Origin of the sequence: Vreelandella alkaliphila (assembly GCF_016107625.1) — a bacterium.
GTDB classification, from domain to species: Bacteria; Pseudomonadota; Gammaproteobacteria; order Pseudomonadales; family Halomonadaceae; genus Vreelandella; species Vreelandella alkaliphila.
Genome location: NZ_JABASV010000007.1, coordinates 23,336 through 40,471 on the forward strand (window position 1 = coordinate 23,336; position 17,136 = coordinate 40,471).

Genomic DNA, 17,136 nt, shown 5'->3' on the forward strand with positions numbered 1-17,136 from the left:
GCATATCTTGGAGAAACCTCATGACAACCTTCGCAAAGAACACTATTTGCCTTTGGTACGATGGTCGCGCAGAAGAGGCAGCACGCTTTTACGCTGATACCTTTCCTGATTCGTTCATTAAGGCCGTTCATTATGCACCGGGAGACTTTCCGTCGGGTAAACAAGGGGATGTATTAACCGTCGAGTTTTCCGTGATGGGCATTCCGTGCCTTGGGCTCAACGGTGGGCCAGCGGTCACACACAATGAGGCGTTCTCTTTTCAAGTCTCAACGAATGACCAAGCCGAGACGGATCACTATTGGCATGCCATTGTTAGCAACGGTGGTGAAGAAAGTGCCTGTGGCTGGTGTAAGGACAAATGGGGCGTATCTTGGCAGATAACACCGGCGGTACTAATGAACGCGATTACCAATCCCGACCCTAATACCGCTAAGCGTGCCTTTGATGCGATGATGCAAATGAGAAAAATCAACATTGCTGAGATTGAGGCAGCGCTTAAGGGGTGATGAGTTTGCGATGGCCGATCGAATGGCTGGCAGCACGTCTGTTTTACGGCTAAATGTGCGCTTTCGTTAATACGCATCTGAAGCTCAAATGCTATTATTTTTTCGCAAGCACTTTCCCGCTAACTCTAAGGATGGACTCAAATGCTGACACTCATCATTGTTTTGGTAGTCGTCGCCGTTATCGCGTTTTACGTTATCGGAATCTACAACCGTCTTGTTTCGTTGAAAAATCGCTTTGAGAATGCCTTTGCCCAGATTGAAGTACAACTTAAGCGGCGGCATGACCTAATTCCTAACCTGGTAGAGACCGCCAAAGGCTACCTGAGCCATGAGCGGGAAACGCTGCAGTCGGTCATTGAGGCTCGCAACACGGCAGTGGCCGGACTTAAAGCGGCGGCGGCGAACCCTGGTAGCGCCAAAGCGATTGCTGATCTTGGTGGTGCTGAAGGTGCGCTAACTCAAGCGATGGGACGGCTCAATGTCGTCATGGAAGCTTATCCAGACCTAAAAGCTTCGCAAAATATGATGCAGTTGTCAGAAGAGCTCACCAGCACGGAAAACAAGGTGGCTTTTGCGCGTCAGTCATTTAACGATGCGGTGATGCACTACAACACTTATCGACAGAGCTTCCCTCCAGTGGCGGTGGCTGGCATGTTTGGGCATGGCCAAGATGCCTCATTGCTAGAATTTGAAGACAGCGCCCAGATCCAGGTGGCACCCAAAGTGTCGTTCTAAGCTACTGCGCAGGAGCCAGGATTAGATGGATTTTTTCACTGCTCAGGAACACGCTCGGCGCAAAACTTGGCATCTGGTTGTCTTGCTGGTACTAGCAGTGCTGGCGTTGGTTGCCGTGACGACATTGGTGGTTGCCATCGCCTTGCAGCTGATGAGTGGCGCAGAACAAACCAGCCTTTCGGCGCAGGGAGTGTGGTCCGCGCTCTCATTCCAGCTAGTTGCTGGTGTGGCTGTCGGGGTGCTAGCTGTTGTGGTGCTAGGCGGTCTATTCAAACAACGTCAGCTAAGTGGTGGTGGCCGGGCAGTCGCAGAAGCGCTCGGTGGGCGCGAGATTAATCTAACTACCCACGATCCCGATGAACGCCGCATTCTCAATGTCGTTGAAGAAATGGCCATTGCATCGGGCACGCCGGTGCCTTCCGTTTATGTCGTAGAGGAAGAGGGCATTAATGCTTTTGCGGCAGGGTACCAAACCAGCGATGCGGTGATCGGTATTACCCGTGGCACCATTCGCAACCTGACACGGGAAGAGTTGCAGGGGGTCGTCGCGCATGAGTTTAGCCATATTCTGTACGGCGACATGCGGCTAAACATACGCTTGGTCAGCATCCTCCACGGTATTCTGCTGATTGGGCTATTGGGCGGTACTTTGCTACGTAGCATGCGCTATCGGCGTGCTGGGGGCAGTAAACGTAACAACTCAGCGGCGGTAATTTTGGGGTTGGGAGCGGCGCTAATGGTGGTCGGCTATGCGGGCACCTTTTTTGGCAACCTGATTAAGTCAGCGGTCAGTCGTCAGCGCGAATATCTGGCGGATGCTTCCGCAGTACAGTTCACCCGTAATCCCTATGGCATTGGTAATGCGCTGGTTAAGATTGGCTCGCATAGCCAGGGTTCCTACTTGAAAGCGCCACAGACGGCCGAATTCAGCCACCTGTTTTTCGGCCAGGGCATCAAGCTGGGATTTACGCGTATGATGGCGACCCACCCGCCACTAAAAGAGCGTATTCAGCGGGTAATGCCAGACTGGGATGGTCGCTTCGAGGTTCGCTGGCCCCCGCAGCACGCTGATCATGACGCCCCTGGTTCAGTAGATAATGAAGATGATAGTAAAGATGGCAGTGAAGACCGTTCTGATGCGAAGCTAAGCAGAGGGACGTTGGCTGCTGTATTAACCGCGGCTTCTGCTCAAACGGCCATTAGCGCCATCGGCCAGCCCAGTCAACGCCACCTGGCGCAAGCCAGAGCAACGCTAAATGCGCTGCCAGAACGAATCAAAACCGCGGCCCAAGAACCCTATACCGCCCGTGCGTTAATTTATGCACTACTGCTAAGTGATGAACCGTCAGTTCGTGAGCAGCAGTTAGATGCATTACAACAAATTGCCTTGCCAGATACTTATCAAGCGCTGATGGACATTGGCTCCGATGTATTGAGGCTGAATATCGAGTTACGTCTACCGCTGGTTGAGTTGGCACTACCAGCCTTAAAGTTGCTGTCCGTTGATCAGGCTCAGCACTTTCGCCTCTGTATGGAGCAATTAATCAACGCGGATGGCCACGTCAGCTTGTTTGAATGGGCGCTGTATCAACTGCTGTTGAACAATCTGGGCGAAAAAAACAGCGGGCTCGCACATCTTAAACTCAGTGATTTACAGCGAGAGTGCCAGCACCTGCTCAGTGTGTTGGCAGCAGCTGGCCAGGATAATTCTGAAGAGATTAGCGCAGCGCTGAATGCAGCGGAAAGCGAGCTGCCGTTCGCCTTGTCTGCCACTGACGAAGTAAGTGATATGCGGGCATTAAGCTTGGCCGTGGAACGTTTACGGCGCTTAAAGCCGTTGCAAAAGCCCGTTCTTCTGCAAGCCATGGCGCGCTGCATTGAGCATAGCGGACATATTCGCCCAGCCGAAGCTGAGTTATTTCGGGTAATGGCAGATATCCTCGACTGCCCGATGCCGCCACTGCTGTCAGATGAGCTATCAAGTGCTGTAAAGTAGAGAGAGTATTGTTTGAAGATTAAGGTCTATAAGAAAAGTGATACCCAATATCGATGACTGAAATTACGTATATCTTATTATTATCATTGCTGGCTGGCGCGGCAATGCCCACGGGGGCATTGCTCGCTCGGCTTGATCTTGTGCACCCCTATTTCTTGGGTGCTTCTTGGCGGCATTTCATCATTGCTTTTGGCGGGGGTGCGCTTATATCGGCAGTCGCTTTGGTGCTAGTTCCTGAGGGAGCGAGCAAGCTGTCTCCTTTATTGGCCGCGTTGTGCTTTGCCGCGGGAGGGGTGTGCTTTTATCTTTTGGATGCTTTTTTAAGTAGGCTGAACAGCTCTGTTGGTCAACTGGTTGCGATGCTTTCTGATTTTGTTCCAGAAGCCATTGCTTTAGGCGCAGCTTTCGCCGCTGGAGGAAGCGCTGGCTTATTGCTGGCGCTGCTAATGGTTTTGCAAAACTTACCGGAAGGGTTTAATGCCTTTGAGGAGTTAAGTAGTAACTCTCAACTCTCACCAAATAAAATCGTGCTAGCTTTTAGCGGTTTAGCGTTAGTAGGTCCTGCCTCTGCCGCCACAGGGTATTATTTGCTGTCCCAGTATGACGAGTTGATGGGCGCTTTAATGCTGTTCGCCAGTGCGGGAATTCTTTACTTAGTTTTCCAGGATATTGCACCAGAATCTAAGCTTGTACATCAAAGCATGCCCGCAGTGGGAGCAGTTACTGGCTTCTTGCTCGGTTTAGTCGGCAATATGATGATTGCTGGTGGCTAATAAAGTCAGCTATGAGTTGTGATCAATTGAGATGATCTCAAGCCGTCTCCTGCCACTCATCTATCAGCGTCAAGTAAGCAATGTGCGCTTATAAGCTTGCTTTTAGCTTGTCTTCTTTCTGGCCCCAGCATTTTTCCTTTTCGGATAACTTTTTCTTGGCTTAGTTGCACGTTTTGCTGGGCCTCCGGCCTCACCTTGGGCAGTTTGTAGGCTGTGTCTCAGCTTGGCCGCATCGCTGTGGGTGAGTAGGCCACGTAGATCATCCAGGAGTGCTTGCTGAAACGCGCCGGGGTCATCCTGCTGTTCTGAGATCGCCCGAAGCCGCTGTTCCCAAAGGGCGGTGCGTTCTGGCGTGCTTACGGCGCTGGGCAAGGCGGCGATCAGCGCGCAGCCGAGTTTAGTGGCACGCAGGGCTTTTTGCTGCCGCGCTAAGTAGCCACGCTGCACCAGCGTTTCAATAATACCTGCACGGGTTGCTTCGGTGCCAAGGCCATCGGTGTCACGCAGCGTGCGGCGCACGTTAGGGTCATCTACGTAGCGGCCAATGTTCATCATCGCTTTAATCAAGCTGGCATCAGTGAATGGTTCCGGCGGGCGAGTTTCTTTCTCCTCAACGCCTGCGCCAAGCGCTTGGCAGGCTTCCCCCTGAGTGAGCGGCGGTAGCGGCGGAGTTTCGTCGCGGGTGGTGAAGAGTGGCTTCCAACCGTGATCAAGAATGCTCTGGCCGCGGGCACGGAAAGCTTCATCTAGCAGGGTGAACTCTGCTTTCACCTCAAAGGTGCGCAGCGGCCGATAAAACTGCGCCATCACATTGCGCACAATTAACCGAAATACATGGCCTTCAGTGGCGGAAAGTTGGCTAAAGTCTGCAGGCTTGCCGGTGGGCGCTAGGGCATGGTGCGCGCCTACCTGTTTGTCGTTCCAGGCTTTTGAGCGCAGGGTAAAGTCAGCACCACCCAGCCACTGACGCAGCGTGTCATCGTTTTGGCAGGCGCTGCTCAAGCTACGCTGGGCCAGCGCTAGATGCTCTTCGGGCAGGTAGCGGCAGTCGGAGCGAGGGTAGGTGATTAACTTGTGCTGTTCATAAAGCCGCTGGCAAATATCCAGCACCATCTGTGCGGAGAGCCCGTGGCGGCGCGCGGCGTCTACTTGTAACGCGGAAAGCGAATAGGGTAGCGGCGGCGCTTGGCGCTTTTCCTGTTGATCGAGGGTGGTTAGGGTGCCCCGTGCGCCGGGAAGCTGTGCTGCTAAGGCATCGGCGGGAGTGCGATCGATCAGCCGCCCTTGTTCATCTAAGGGCTGGTGCTCTTTGGGTGCCCACCAGGCGCGCAGCTGACCTTGGGCCACCTGTAAATCCACCCATAGCGGGTAGAACGGGTGAGGCTTGAAATCACGAATGGCATTGTCGCGGCGCACGATCAACCCGAGTACTGGTGTTTGCACACGGCCAACGGAAAGCACGCCGTCATGTCCCGCTTGGCGGCCGGTTAGCGTCCAGGCGCGGGTTAAATTAATGCCGTAAAGCCAGTCAGCACGCGAGCGCGCCTGGGCCGCTTGAAACAGCGGCTGGTATTCTATATTGGAGCGCAGCTTGGCAAGTGCACGGCTCACGGCGGGTTTGTTAAGGTCACTGATCAGCAGCCTCTGAACGGGGCCGCGATACTTCATGTACTCAATTACTTCCTGCACCAGTAGCTGGCCTTCGCGATCTGGATCGCCAGCGTGCACCACGCTAGTGGCCTGCTTAATCAGCTTGCGAATCACTGCCAGTTGTCCTCGCGCCTTGGGGCGCGGCATCAGTTTCCACTGCTGCGGCACAATGGGTAGCCGGTCTAGTCGCCACTGTTTATCGGCAGGATCGTAGGCTTCGGGCGGGGCTTGTTCTAGCAAGTGGCCCAGGCACCAAGTGACAGTGGTGTCGCCGCAGACCATAGCGCCATCCTGGCGTTTTGCGCTGCCGGGCAGCGCGTCGGCTATGGCCCGTGCAAGGCTGGGTTTCTCGGCGATAATCAAGCGCATACAGTGTCTGACCCTGGCGTCTGGAAACAACAAGTTGCCATCTTAGCAGAACCCGCAACAGGTTAGCGTCTGGCTTGTGTGTTAGATGGCTAGTGAGTTGTTTTGTAAATGGATGAATTTATTTCTGTGTATAGTTTTTGTATAAAATTAACAAATTAAGTAAGCTGTCAAAAAGCAATTAATGAGGCGATTTCCATGCGCGAGCGCGGCAGAACACGACGTTTATTGGGTCTGGGTGCCCGCACTGGCGGGGCGCTGCTGAAAACTCGTCTAGGTGGTCAAGCTGATTGGCGGGCGCTTGGTGAAGCGCTGTTTGAAGGGCTTTCGGAGCTGAAAGGTCCGGCCATGAAGCTAGCGCAAATTATGTCCCAGTGGGATGACCTGCTGCCCCCAGACCTGGCAAATGAACTTGCTCGCTTGCAGCGTCAAGCAGAGCCAATGCCTTGGCCGCGTATTCGTGAAGCGCTGCTACTGCAGTACGGCGATATTGATCAGTACTTTAGCGATATAGAAGAGCGTCCGTTTGCCAGTGCTTCCATGGGGCAGGTGCATAAAGCCGTCACCCATGAGGGTGAAACCGTGGTGCTAAAAGTGCAGTACCCTGGGCTTGCGGATGTGTTGGAAAGCGATCTTAAGCAGGTCAAACGGATAATGAGCTTGGGCCGCTGGTTCAAAGTACCCCAAGCGCGTTTGGATGCGCTGTTTGAAGAGTTGGCGGCGGGGCTGCGTGAAGAGTTGGATTATCACGCCGAAGCACGAGCGCTGGCTCGCTATCGCGAGCGGTATCAGGATAACCCTCAGTTGGTCATACCTGAGCCACTGTTTGAGCTATCTGGCCAGCATGTCCTTGCTATGCGCTTTGTAGACGGTACACCGCTGCGGGATTTAGAAAGCACCGATGATGGCACTCGTCAGAAAGTGGCCGTGGCGTTGGCTGATTGGATTACCGAGGAGCTGTTTACCTATCGAGAGTTGCATGCCGACCCCCACGCCGGTAACTTTGCGGCGGATGCTGAAGGGCGCTTGGTCATCTACGATTTCGGTGCGGTCATACCCGTGCCTGAAGCGCGGCTAAAAGCCATGATGCAGCTATTAGATGCCACCCTTGCGCAAGACCCAATGGCAATGGATGATGCGTTAATGAAAATGGGCGGCCGCCAGGGGCAGGGCGCGCCGCTGGCACTTTATCGAGAGTCCGCTGAGTGCGTGTCGCCACTATTTTTCCCTGGTGAGCAGGATTTCAGCGATGTGCGGGTACACCGCCGCCTGCGCGAGCTAACGCCCAAAGTGTGGGCTGCCATGGATCGGCTGCAACCGCCTGCGGATACCTTGCTGCTCTCCCGGGCGCTGAATGGGCACTATTGGAACTTGGTGCGTCTGAAAGCGCGTCTGGATATGCATACGCGCACCGAGCCGCTGCTAGCCTGGGCGCGTAGACCCTAACTAATTGCCGCTGCGGGAGAGCTGCCTGTCATGCTAGACTATTGCGCTTTTCAATCGCGTTTTGAAGACAGTGGAGACGGCAATGCTGGCGGTATGGGTCGATCAACTGCTGGGATTTGCCTCTGGGGCACTCTCGGCAATTAGGAAACAGGAACACTACCCCGATTTTATGACCTGGGTACGTGCCGAAGGCGCAGATTCGTTTAATGGCGATGTGGCAACTGCTCAGGCGCTTGCGCCTATTTTATGGTCGCAAACGCCGCTAGAGCGGCTTAATTTTGCGAACGAACCATTGGCCACACCAGGGCGTAACGAGCCTTGCTGGTGTGATTCAGGGCGTAAATTCAAACAGTGCTGCTACCGCGTTGACTTCCCCACGGATATTCCTGAGCAGATGATGTGGATGCTTTCCCTGCGTGAGTGGAAAGGCGCTACGTTGAAAGCAGCGCTGGAAAGTCAGCAAGCACCTGCCCAGGCGTTATTAGAAGCCGGGCTAATTGCTGCTGAAAGCGGTCAAACCGGTCGTTCAATGCAGATTCTTGAGTCACTGTTCGACGGTAGTGATTGGTCGCGCTTGCCGGAGCAGGCCGAGCCTGCGTTTGAAATTCTGTTAGATATCTATCAAGAGCGTGGCTTTACCCGTAAGCGTGCTGACCTGCTTGATGATGTTATGGAGCGCGGCCCACTGTTTTTGCGCGGCGTGGCGCTTGAGCGGTTGTGCCTCATGCACCTGGATAACGACGACTTGGACAGCGCCCGCGCTGCGTTCGTAAAAGCCCAGCAGGCGCTACCGGATTCTCCGACGCTAGCCTACATTGAAGCCATGTTGCTGCTGCATGAAGGTCATGAGGAAGAGGCCAAAGAGCGAGCTAACTTCTGGTACCGCCGCTTGGTTCGCCAGGGCGACTTGGATGAAGAGCAGCTCGAATTCCTGGCAGCTCTGGCTGAAAATCCTGGTGCCACTTTGGCCGACCAGCTGTTGAGCGCCGAAGAAGATATGGCGACGCCGCTAGTATCGCTACAGGCGCTGTTGGCTGCACTCCCAATCGCACCGAAGCTGACCATTGAACAAGATGCCGATTCCGGTAGGTTGCACTACACCACCACTGCTCGTGAAGAAACCCTGTTTGCGGCTTGGCACGAACAGTTTCAGGTCATGGTCGATGAAGAGGTCGCCTTGGGCTTTCGCGATGATCCGTGGGGCAACGCGATAGAGTGGATGTCTGAGCTATGTGCTCACCCAGAATGGTTAGATGCCCCCCAGGTAGTGCAAGATGTAACGTTAGCACTGACCAGCCGCTTTGGTAGCCTGCCATGGATGGCGCCGAGCCTGCTGGAACCGCTGGCACTGCGCCTTTCTCGCTGGCTTGAGCAGGCCCGTGCAGCTGGTGACGGTAGCCTGTGTTGGGATGATGCCGATAACGCCATGCTGCTGCGTACCGGCCTTGCGCTGGTGGTGGGCATGGAGCGCGGCGCGCGCCAGCACTCCCGTGAGTTGGCTGAAGAGCTGCTAGCCATAGACCAGGAAGATAGTCTTGGCTTAAGAGAGTTAGTACTTGATCAATTGCTGCGTGATGACCGCAATGAAGAAGCGCTAGCGCTCACTGATGAGCCCCAAAAAGATGATGGCTCTTTAGAGTTGGGTTTATTAATGGGCCGTACGCTGGCGCTTTATCGATTGGAAAAGCACGATGCCGCTGAAGCAGCGCTGGTGGATGTGGTCGCTCATAATCGCTATGCGATAGAGTTGTTATGTGCCGAGAACCCGCGGCCTTCAATGCCTCACGCGGATGGGCAAGTCGATCCTGGCTCCCGTGCGGAAGCGTGGCAGTATCGTACCTTGATGCGTGACCAGTGGCGCACCACGCCAGGCGCGCTGGCGTGGTTGGCGGATCACCGCTAGCTTTATTTTGCCTCTGCGATCACTGGGGTAGGCACCAACTGCTTATCTCGGCTGATCCAGATGGCTAGCAGAATGGCGGGCAAACCGAGTAGGGTGGCCACTATGAAGAAAGTGGCGTATCCCTGGGCCGTGACGACCAGCCCGCCAAAACCGCTCAGAAACTTCCCTGGTAACGTCATCAGCGACGAAAACAGTGCGTATTGGGTGGCGGTATAAGCCCGCGACGTTAAGCTGGAAAGAAATGCAATAAAGACGGCACTGGCTAAGCCATTGGCAAGATTATCGCCAATAATGGTGACGACCAGCATGGGAAGTTGGTTGCCTATCAACGCTAACGCGGCAAACAGCAGGTTGGTCACCATGACAAAGCCAGCGCCAATGACCAGCAGTGGCCCAATGCCGTAGCGAGCAACCAGCAAGCCGCCAAGAATGCCCCCCGTTATACTCATGGCAATACCAAAAATATTGGTGACGTTGGCGATGGTGGCCAGCGAAAAGCCTAAATCGATATATAGCGGATTTGCCATAGAGGCCATGGCAAGGTCGCTAATTCGGAACACCGCGATAAACACTAAAATGCCCAACGCCTTCACCCCGTAGCGGCGGAAGAAGTCGGTAAAAGGGCACACAATGGCACCAATCACCCAAGCACCTAGACGTCGCAAAACTTTCGGTTGGCCACGGCTGGCACGAATGAAGGCGCGTACCTTGGGTTCGTGAATGAGCTGAACCGTCAACGATGCGCGCTTTGGTTCAGGTCGAATCAGCACGGTGAGCACGCCAATGCCCACAAGCGCGGCCATGCAGAGGTACGCTGCGTTCCAGGAAATCGCTGATGCCACATACAGCGCCCCGGCACCTGCCGCTAATAGCCCACCGCGGTAACCGATAATGTAAGTAGAGGCCATCGCTGCTTGTACATCGTCATCTGCGGATTCGATGCGATACGCGTCAATGGCGATATCCTGAGTGGCCGAGCCAAAGGCTATCAGCAGCGCAAAGGCTGCTACCCAGCCTAGGTTACCTACTGGACTGACTCCCGCTAAGCCAATTAGCCCTGCCGCAATCATCCCCTGGGCAAGCAGCATCCAGCCACGTCGTTGGCCAAACGTGCGTGTCAGGATTGGCAGGGCAAGTCGGTCAACGATAGGCGCCCAAAAAAACTTGATTGAGTAGAGCATGCCAATCCAGGCGAAGAAGCCAATGGCGGCCACTTCAACGCCGTCACTGCGTAGCCATGCAGACAGAGTGGAAAACACCAGCAAAAAAGGTAAGCCTGCTGAAAAACCTAGAAACAGCATGGTGATGACAGGCGCACGACAGTAAATACCTAACGCATCCAGCCAGCTGCGCTGGGGAGTAGGGGTGGGCATATTGGTTAACACTCCAGGAAAGAAAACGTCTGCATCGAGGCCCGCTAAAAACCGCTCAGTGGTAGACTAGGCCTGATATCCATGACAAAGCCGATAGCTTACCGGAGAGGAGTTTTCAATGTCGATTACAGCCCATCAAGTAGTCACTTTACACTACGTGTTAAGCGATGTGCTTAGCGATGGCAGTACCCGCGTGCTAGATGACTCCAACGCGCGTGATAAGCCCTTAGAGTACCTTCATGGACACGATAATATTTTGCCCGGTTTAGAGAGTGCTCTGGAAGATAAAGCCGCTGGAGATGAGCTGCGTGTCACGCTTGCGCCTGCTGATGCCTACGGCATCCGTAATGAAGACTTGGTGCAACAAGTGAGTCGTGCCTCATTTGGCAGCGCAGCACTTGAACCCGGTAGCCGTTTCCAAACAGAAGGTGAAGCAGGCCCGCAAATTGTCACGGTGATGAGTATTGATGGGGACATGGTAACGGTCGATACAAATCATCCGCTGGCAGGCCACACGCTTCGCTATCAAGTCAACGTGCTGGATGTGCGTGATGCAACCCGTGCAGAGCTGGCGAAAGGCCACCCTCTACCGCCGGGAACCGAACACAGCAAAGTAGAAGATCGAAAAGTGCTTTAGCAGCAAGTTTTAGGGGCTGCAAGTTTTACAGGCTTTAGATCTTCGGCGTGCTCAAAATTGACAGCGTATTTTAATGCTGAAGCGTATTTTGAGCGTTAAAAACTGACCCATATCAAGTTCCTGACAGGCCGCAAATAACCCCGCTGAAAAGCTTGACCCAGGTCAGCTTCCTGCCACGATTAACGCACTAGGATGGTGTCATACATCACGGCAGGAGGGGATCACCATGTACTGGGATGATGCTGTTATTTTCGGTCTAGTTACTGTCGCGTTAATGATTGCTTTTATGATTGGTTGGGTAGGTTTTATTGTACGCGACCACCTCCGTAAGGATGAACGTAAAAAGCATTAACGCCGTTGTGGTGACCGTCGTCAGGGGAGGGAGCTTGCTTTTAACAACGAGCTTCCTGTTGCCGGCCCATTTGGGCCGGCTTTTTTTGTTGATTAAAAACTGTTTCCGAGTATTCGCATTAACCGTCTGGTAAAGTATCTGGCAGCACAATAAGGCATTGTACCGCTAGGAAGCCATTTGCCATGAATGCTGTTAATTTAATCGTTGTCATACGCTGTTGCGCTTATCATTATCCCAAAGCCATTGTTGCCTGCATCCTACTATTACTTAGCTGGCTATCAATGCCGGTCTATGCTCAGGCATTAAGCGTAATTAATGGTGAAAAAACCACAACGCTCTCTCTTAACGAGTTGCGCCAACAGTCTACGATTATCTTGTCAGTATTTGATCCTTTTCAAGGGCGAGAAGTAGATATGCACGGACTTGAGTTCCGTCGCTTTCTAGTTAATCAGTTTGGCGAAGTTCCCCCTGCATTGCACTTTACGGCATGGGATGATTACGAAGTGACATTAAGTGGCTGGAATGATCCTAAGTGGTTAATGGTAACGGAAGAGGATGGAGAGCTACTCACATTGCGTTCGCGAGGGCCATTGCGGCTGGTTGATCAGGCTTATAATGATCAGCGTGATATCGAGAATTTACGCGAATTCAATGACTGGATATGGATGATTCGAAGTATTGAGGCCCGTTGGTGATCATTGAACCGCCACCTTCTCAACCTGCCGTACCACTGCCACCACCCGCTCCTTTCGCTAGGAAGCGCCGCTATGTAACGTGGTTATCATTGAGCCTCATGAGTTTTATGGCATTGATGGTGGTTATTGTTTATGAGGCGCGCTGGGTATACCCCGAAATACAGGCTTACTTCAGCCAGACAGGCAATTTGACAGGGCAGCAATTGGCTACCAGATCACGGGGATATTTACAGATTGCCCAGCAACATTTGTTAGGCGAGCAGCCCTTTGATGATGAACAACGACAAACGGTTAGGCTTAATCTCGATCTTGCCTATGGGCTAATTGATGTCGAGGTATATCGTCAAAGGTACCGCTGTACCCAGCCGAGTTTACAAACCCTCAATTTACTAACAGAGCGCCTTGAAGAAAATGCCGTGACACCGTTTGATACCGCAGCTGAACTGTTGGGCCCAATTGATTGTTTAACGAGCATTGAGATGAACCAGCTCGACCTGCGTGGCATGGCAATTAATGAGTTTTCTGAAAGCACTCGGCGGCATAATCAGATTCTCACTTATTCGAGTATGGTGATTTTTGCACTAGGGTTGCTGTTTTGGGGAATGCATGAGCGTCAGTTGCGGCGTACAGAGCGCGCTACTAAGCAAACCATAGCCTGGATGCAGCATGCGATGCGCGATCCGCTGACGGGGATAGGTAACCGCAGTGCGCTTCATCAGGATGTCGCTGCCAAAAAAGGGGCTGCGCTTGCTTTGATCTTGGTCGATATCGACTTCTTTAAGCAGTACAACGATTCATTGGGGCATCCAGAGGGTGATCAACTGTTACGGCGCCTAGCCAGTCTATTGAAATATGTACTTGGAGCAAAAGCAAAACTGTACCGATTAGGCGGGGATGAGTTTGCCGCAGTATTGCCTTGTGATAATGACGCGTTATTGATTGGCTACTGTGATCAATTGACGTCTGTTTTAGAGCAGGCTGATTTCAAACACCCCACGCATCCGCATAATGAAAGGGTCACCTTGAGTATTGGGGCAGTGCGCTTTACCGCAGGGGAAGCCACTTTTCCAGATGCCTACAAAGCTGCTGATAAGGCGCTTTACCGAGTAAAGAGCGCCGGCCGTAATGATTGGCAAATTACTGCAGCTGCATAATGTTTTCACAAAACGCTGAAGTATAGTTAAAAAAAGTAAACAATGGGAAAGTGACGCTCAGTCAGTGGTTTGATGTGTACTTCGGGGCTAGGATTGTTTTTAAAACAGTGTTTCATAACCTTTCTAGCGATTAATCCGGAGTGCTGATATGAGCAATGAAGCCGATTCCCTGCTGAATAAACGGCGTTCACGCCGACAAGTGTTAGCAAGTTTAGGCCTTGGCGCCGCTGCACTTTACGTTGCCCCTACGCTGTTTTCCATGGGGCAAGCTGAAGCGCGCGAACATCACCATTCCCGTTCATGTTACTCGCGGCCCAGCTATTCAAGGCCCCGTTATTCAAGACCCAGCTATTCAAGACCCCGTTATTCTAAATCCAGCCATTCACGTCCCCATTATTCACGTCCTTACTACGCTCGCCCACAGCGCTCCCGTTGGGATGGAGACGCTGTGATTGAGATTCGCATAAGCCGCTTATTACCTCGCTGGTAAGGGGTGGGTGCCGTGTCTACCACTTCGATTGCTGTCGATTATGCGTTGGAAAATGTTGGCCCTTGCATACGCTTGATTGATGCAGAGCGGCTATTGCCAGTGATTCATCAAGCCATGCCAGGCTGGCGGCTAACGCCCTGTGAGGCTCAACAGCACGCACCCTCTATTTGTGTTTGGCGGCATCCTAATGGTTACTGGCAGGAAGCGCCGGCCCTGCCGGGAGGCATGTTATTAGATACACCGGCAGGAACCGCATGCAACGTGATTGCTGATTTAGCGGGGGCTTATCTTCGACATCATCCTGAGCATATTGGGCTTCACTGTGGGGCGGTAGAGGTTAATCAACAGCTAGTAATATTTCCGGATAGTCATCGAGCGGGTAAAAGCACGCTCACGGGGGCGTTCGCCGCGGCGGGTTATCGGGTGTTTGGCGATGATGTGCTGGCACTCAATAGTTGTGGTGAAGGGATAGCGCTGGGCGTTGCACCTAGATTGCGCTTGCCGTTGCCAGAAACCCTTGCGCCGGAGTTTCATCAGTTTGTTGCCAACCACCTAGGGCCTCATGATGATCGCTATGGCTATCTGGCGTTAAATGAGCAGCAACTGGCATCGCATGGGATGCGTTGTCCGCTAGGCGCCGTACTGCTTATTGAGCGCGATGAATCGCTCAGTGAGCCACAGCTGGTTCGTCTGCAGCCGGGAGATGGATTATGGCAGTTGTTGCAGCAGAATTTCGCCGAGCATGAGTCGGATCAGGCGTTGATTGAACGCTTTTTGCCACTCTTAAAAGATTTACCGTGTTTTTTAATGCGTTACCGAGATGCTTACGAAGCGGCAACGTGGCTAGCAACTGAGATAAATAGCGATGGGTTTCTTGACGGTGGTGTGGCGATGAATTCGTATCGCCGCCAAACGGAGCCGGAGGCGTTGAAGCAGAACCAGGCACTGGCAGCAAACGACGCGCGCAAGTGGCAAATCAGCCCGGTGGCGCATGAGTTCCCATTGGGTGAAGAGCTGTTCGTCATTGCGAAAGAGGGCGGCGAAATTCATCGTTTGAATGTGACGAGTAGAGCCGTGTGGGCGCTGCTGCAGCATGAGGCTCTATGCCAAGAGGAAATTATTGATACCTTAATGGCTTTTTTTACGGGCGCCAGTAGGCAAAGTATCAGGCGGGATATCTGCCATTTATTAGGCCAATTGATCAGCTTAGGGTTAGTGCAGCCTGTCGCCGATTAGCGCTGGCACTGGCGAGGCAACCTAACTGATGATGCCTGCCAGTGTCTCTTTTATTGGCCACGACGCGGTTCTAGTCGTGGCTGTTATAAACGGTTAGGCGCTGATCAGTCCTGCTTTTTCGCGTAGGAAATCAACAATTGTGTCAGCAGGAACCATGGTCGCTTCGCTATCCCTGCGGCCTTTGTATTCCAGTTCGCCGTTATCCAAACCACGATCACCAATCACTAAACGGTGGGGCACACCCATAAGCTCCAGGTCAGCAAACTTGACGCCGGGACGCGTGTCGCGGTCATCAAGCAGTACATCTAACCCTGCAGCTGTTAGCGCTTGATAGAGACGTTCGGACTCTTCGCGCACACGTTGTGATTTGTGGGCATTCATCGGCACCAACGCTACTTGGAACGGTGCGATAGCGTTTGGCCAGATAATGCCTGAATCATCATGGTTTTGCTCAATGGCGGCAGCGACCACACGGGTAACACCGATGCCATAGCAGCCCATCCACGGATGGCTGGTTTTGCCGTTGTCGCCCAGCACCGTCGCGTTCATTGCTTCGGAGTACTTTTGTCCAAGCTGGAAGACGTGGCCTACTTCAATACCGCGCTTGATAGACAGCGTGCCTTTGCCGTCTGGCGAAGGGTCACCTTCGACAACGTTACGTAGATCGGCAACTTGGGGCAGCGCCACGTCACGCTCCCAGTTAATGCCGAAGTAGTGCTTGCCATCGATGTTTGCACCCGCACCAAAGTCACTCATAAGCGCCACGCTGTGATCAATAATGATCGGCATGTTTAGGCCAACGGGGCCAAGTGAGCCTGGGCCAGCGCCAACCACGGCGCGGATTTCTTCTTCGTTCGCCATGGTGAGCGGAGCGGCTACCTGGGGCAGGTTTTCAGCTTTGACTTCATTAAGCTCATGGTCACCACGGATTAGCAGGGCAATCAAACCACCTTCAGCGGCATGCACCATCAGTGTCTTGATGGTTTTCTCAATCGGCAGGCCATGCTGCTCTACCAGGGCGGCAATTGTCTTAGCGTTGGGCGTATCGACCAGGTGCATCTCTTCGCTGGGGGCTGCACGCTCGGCGTTGCTGCCTAGCGGCGCGGGCAGAGCCTCAGCTTTTTCCATATTAGCGGCGTAATCGGAGGCGTTGGAGAACACGATATCATCTTCGCCGGATTCTGCTAGCACGTGGAATTCGTGAGAACCAGTGCCGCCAATCGAGCCGTTATCAGCAATCACAGGACGGAAATCGAGACCCAGGCGGGTGAAGATGCGTGTATAGGCATCATACATCGTCTGGTAAGTCTCTTTGAGGGAAGCTTCGTCCAGGTGGAAGGAGTAAGCATCCTTCATAATGAATTCGCGAGAACGCATCACCCCAAAGCGCGGGCGAATTTCGTCACGGAACTTGGTTTGGATTTGGTAAAAATTAACCGGCAGCTGCTTGTAGCTGGCAATCTCTTTGCGCACCAAATCGGTAATGACTTCTTCATGGGTCGGGCCTACGCAGTAGTCACGCTCGTGGCGATCTTTCAGGCGTAGTAGCTCCGGGCCGTACTGCTCCCAGCGGCCAGACTCTTGCCACAGGTCTGCTGGTTGCACGGCGGGCATCAATACTTCCTGAGCGCCGGCACGGTTCATCTCTTCGCGGACAATGGCTTCAACCTTGCGCAGCGTGCGTAGGCCAAGCGGCAGCCACGTATAGAGGCCAGAGGTAAGACGACGGATCATACCGGAGCGCAGCATTAACTGGTGGCTGATGACTTCAGCGTCGGCCGGGGTTTCTTTTAATGTCGCAATCAATAATTGGCTGGCGCGCAT

Annotated in this window: 15 protein-coding genes; 12 read left to right on the plus strand and 3 right to left on the minus strand. The window is 53.3% G+C overall.

Annotated features, from left to right (window positions below):
- Positions 1–20 precede the first annotated feature (20 nt).
- The 4 genes from JFC11_RS11795 to JFC11_RS11810 all read left to right on the plus strand — a co-directional run bounded on the left by JFC11_RS11795 (position 21) and on the right by JFC11_RS11810 (position 4,010).
- Positions 21–506 (plus strand): VOC family protein, encoded by a 486-nt coding sequence (locus tag JFC11_RS11795; RefSeq protein WP_198349592.1) that lies wholly within the window; start codon positions 21–23, stop codon positions 504–506.
- A gap of 141 nt (positions 507–647) precedes the next feature.
- The gene (locus tag JFC11_RS11800; protein WP_038485032.1) at positions 648–1,241 is read left to right on the plus strand and encodes a LemA family protein; all 594 of its coding nucleotides are present in this window, start codon (positions 648–650) and stop codon (positions 1,239–1,241) included.
- Positions 1,242–1,266: 25 nt separating this feature from the next.
- Positions 1,267–3,237, plus strand: a complete 1,971-nt coding sequence (locus JFC11_RS11805) for a M48 family metallopeptidase (RefSeq protein WP_198349593.1) — start codon at positions 1,267–1,269, stop codon at positions 3,235–3,237.
- A 53-nt stretch (positions 3,238–3,290) separates the two neighbouring features.
- Complete coding sequence (locus JFC11_RS11810; RefSeq protein WP_095603081.1) at positions 3,291–4,010, plus strand: ZIP family metal transporter; 720 nt, start codon at positions 3,291–3,293, stop codon at positions 4,008–4,010.
- Positions 4,011–4,112: 102 nt separating this feature from the next.
- On the opposite strand, the gene JFC11_RS11815 is transcribed toward JFC11_RS11810, so the two are convergent.
- Complete coding sequence (locus tag JFC11_RS11815) at positions 4,113–6,029, minus strand: DNA topoisomerase III (RefSeq protein ID WP_198349594.1); 1,917 nt, start codon at positions 6,027–6,029, stop codon at positions 4,113–4,115.
- Positions 6,030–6,224: 195 nt separating this feature from the next.
- On the opposite strand from JFC11_RS11815, the gene JFC11_RS11820 reads away from it, so the two are divergent.
- Positions 6,225–7,472: an ABC1 kinase family protein gene (locus tag JFC11_RS11820; protein WP_038485007.1), complete on the plus strand. Its 1,248-nt coding sequence runs from the start codon at positions 6,225–6,227 to the stop codon at positions 7,470–7,472.
- An 82-nt stretch (positions 7,473–7,554) separates the two neighbouring features.
- Complete coding sequence (locus tag JFC11_RS11825) at positions 7,555–9,375, plus strand: SEC-C domain-containing protein (RefSeq protein WP_198349595.1); 1,821 nt, start codon at positions 7,555–7,557, stop codon at positions 9,373–9,375.
- A 2-nt stretch (positions 9,376–9,377) separates the two neighbouring features.
- Here JFC11_RS11825 and JFC11_RS11830 read toward each other — a convergent pair whose 3' ends face one another.
- The gene (locus JFC11_RS11830) at positions 9,378–10,748 is read right to left on the minus strand and encodes an AmpG family muropeptide MFS transporter (protein WP_198349596.1); all 1,371 of its coding nucleotides are present in this window, start codon (positions 10,746–10,748) and stop codon (positions 9,378–9,380) included.
- Positions 10,749–10,866: 118 nt separating this feature from the next.
- On the opposite strand from JFC11_RS11830, the gene JFC11_RS11835 reads away from it, so the two are divergent.
- The 6 genes from JFC11_RS11835 to JFC11_RS11855 all read left to right on the plus strand — a co-directional run bounded on the left by JFC11_RS11835 (position 10,867) and on the right by JFC11_RS11855 (position 15,312).
- Positions 10,867–11,385: an FKBP-type peptidyl-prolyl cis-trans isomerase gene (locus JFC11_RS11835; RefSeq protein WP_095603078.1), complete on the plus strand. Its 519-nt coding sequence runs from the start codon at positions 10,867–10,869 to the stop codon at positions 11,383–11,385.
- A 226-nt stretch (positions 11,386–11,611) separates the two neighbouring features.
- Complete coding sequence (ccoM, locus tag JFC11_RS19095; protein WP_267900570.1) at positions 11,612–11,737, plus strand: cytochrome c oxidase subunit CcoM; 126 nt, start codon at positions 11,612–11,614, stop codon at positions 11,735–11,737.
- A gap of 182 nt (positions 11,738–11,919) precedes the next feature.
- Positions 11,920–12,432 carry a hypothetical protein gene (locus JFC11_RS11840; RefSeq protein WP_198349597.1) on the plus strand — a complete coding sequence of 171 codons (513 nt, stop codon included), beginning with the start codon at positions 11,920–11,922 and terminating at the stop codon, positions 12,430–12,432.
- A gap of 98 nt (positions 12,433–12,530) precedes the next feature.
- On the plus strand, positions 12,531–13,586 hold the full coding sequence (locus JFC11_RS11845; protein WP_198349598.1) for a GGDEF domain-containing protein: 1,056 nt from the start codon (positions 12,531–12,533) through the stop codon (positions 13,584–13,586).
- 218 nt (positions 13,587–13,804) lie between these two features.
- Positions 13,805–14,038 carry a hypothetical protein gene (locus tag JFC11_RS11850; RefSeq protein WP_198349599.1) on the plus strand — a complete coding sequence of 78 codons (234 nt, stop codon included), beginning with the start codon at positions 13,805–13,807 and terminating at the stop codon, positions 14,036–14,038.
- A 50-nt stretch (positions 14,039–14,088) separates the two neighbouring features.
- A complete protein-coding gene (locus tag JFC11_RS11855; RefSeq protein WP_198349600.1) occupies positions 14,089–15,312 on the plus strand; it encodes a PqqD family peptide modification chaperone in 1,224 nt (407 codons plus the stop codon).
- A gap of 93 nt (positions 15,313–15,405) precedes the next feature.
- Here JFC11_RS11855 and JFC11_RS11860 read toward each other — a convergent pair whose 3' ends face one another.
- Complete coding sequence (locus JFC11_RS11860) at positions 15,406–17,136, minus strand: proline--tRNA ligase (protein WP_198349601.1); 1,731 nt, start codon at positions 17,134–17,136, stop codon at positions 15,406–15,408.

Excerpts from the sequence above, each read along its gene's own strand:
- JFC11_RS11860 (WP_198349601.1), bottom strand. The coding sequence starts at position 17,136 with ATGCGCGCCAGCCAATTATTGATTGCGACATTAAAAGAAACCCCGGCC.
- JFC11_RS11805 (WP_198349593.1), top strand. The coding sequence starts at position 1,267 with ATGGATTTTTTCACTGCTCAGGAACACGCTCGGCGCAAAACTTGGCAT.
- JFC11_RS11815 (WP_198349594.1), bottom strand. The coding sequence starts at position 6,029 with ATGCGCTTGATTATCGCCGAGAAACCCAGCCTTGCACGGGCCATAGCC.
- JFC11_RS11825 (WP_198349595.1), top strand. The coding sequence starts at position 7,555 with ATGCTGGCGGTATGGGTCGATCAACTGCTGGGATTTGCCTCTGGGGCA.
- JFC11_RS11800 (WP_038485032.1), top strand. The coding sequence starts at position 648 with ATGCTGACACTCATCATTGTTTTGGTAGTCGTCGCCGTTATCGCGTTT.
- JFC11_RS11820 (WP_038485007.1), top strand. The coding sequence starts at position 6,225 with ATGCGCGAGCGCGGCAGAACACGACGTTTATTGGGTCTGGGTGCCCGC.
- JFC11_RS11845 (WP_198349598.1), top strand. The coding sequence starts at position 12,531 with ATGAGTTTTATGGCATTGATGGTGGTTATTGTTTATGAGGCGCGCTGG.
- JFC11_RS11795 (WP_198349592.1), top strand. The coding sequence starts at position 21 with ATGACAACCTTCGCAAAGAACACTATTTGCCTTTGGTACGATGGTCGC.
- JFC11_RS11810 (WP_095603081.1), top strand. The coding sequence starts at position 3,291 with ATGACTGAAATTACGTATATCTTATTATTATCATTGCTGGCTGGCGCG.
- JFC11_RS11835 (WP_095603078.1), top strand. The coding sequence starts at position 10,867 with ATGTCGATTACAGCCCATCAAGTAGTCACTTTACACTACGTGTTAAGC.
- ccoM (WP_267900570.1), top strand. The coding sequence starts at position 11,612 with ATGTACTGGGATGATGCTGTTATTTTCGGTCTAGTTACTGTCGCGTTA.
- JFC11_RS11830 (WP_198349596.1), bottom strand. The coding sequence starts at position 10,748 with ATGCCCACCCCTACTCCCCAGCGCAGCTGGCTGGATGCGTTAGGTATT.
- JFC11_RS11840 (WP_198349597.1), top strand. The coding sequence starts at position 11,920 with ATGAATGCTGTTAATTTAATCGTTGTCATACGCTGTTGCGCTTATCAT.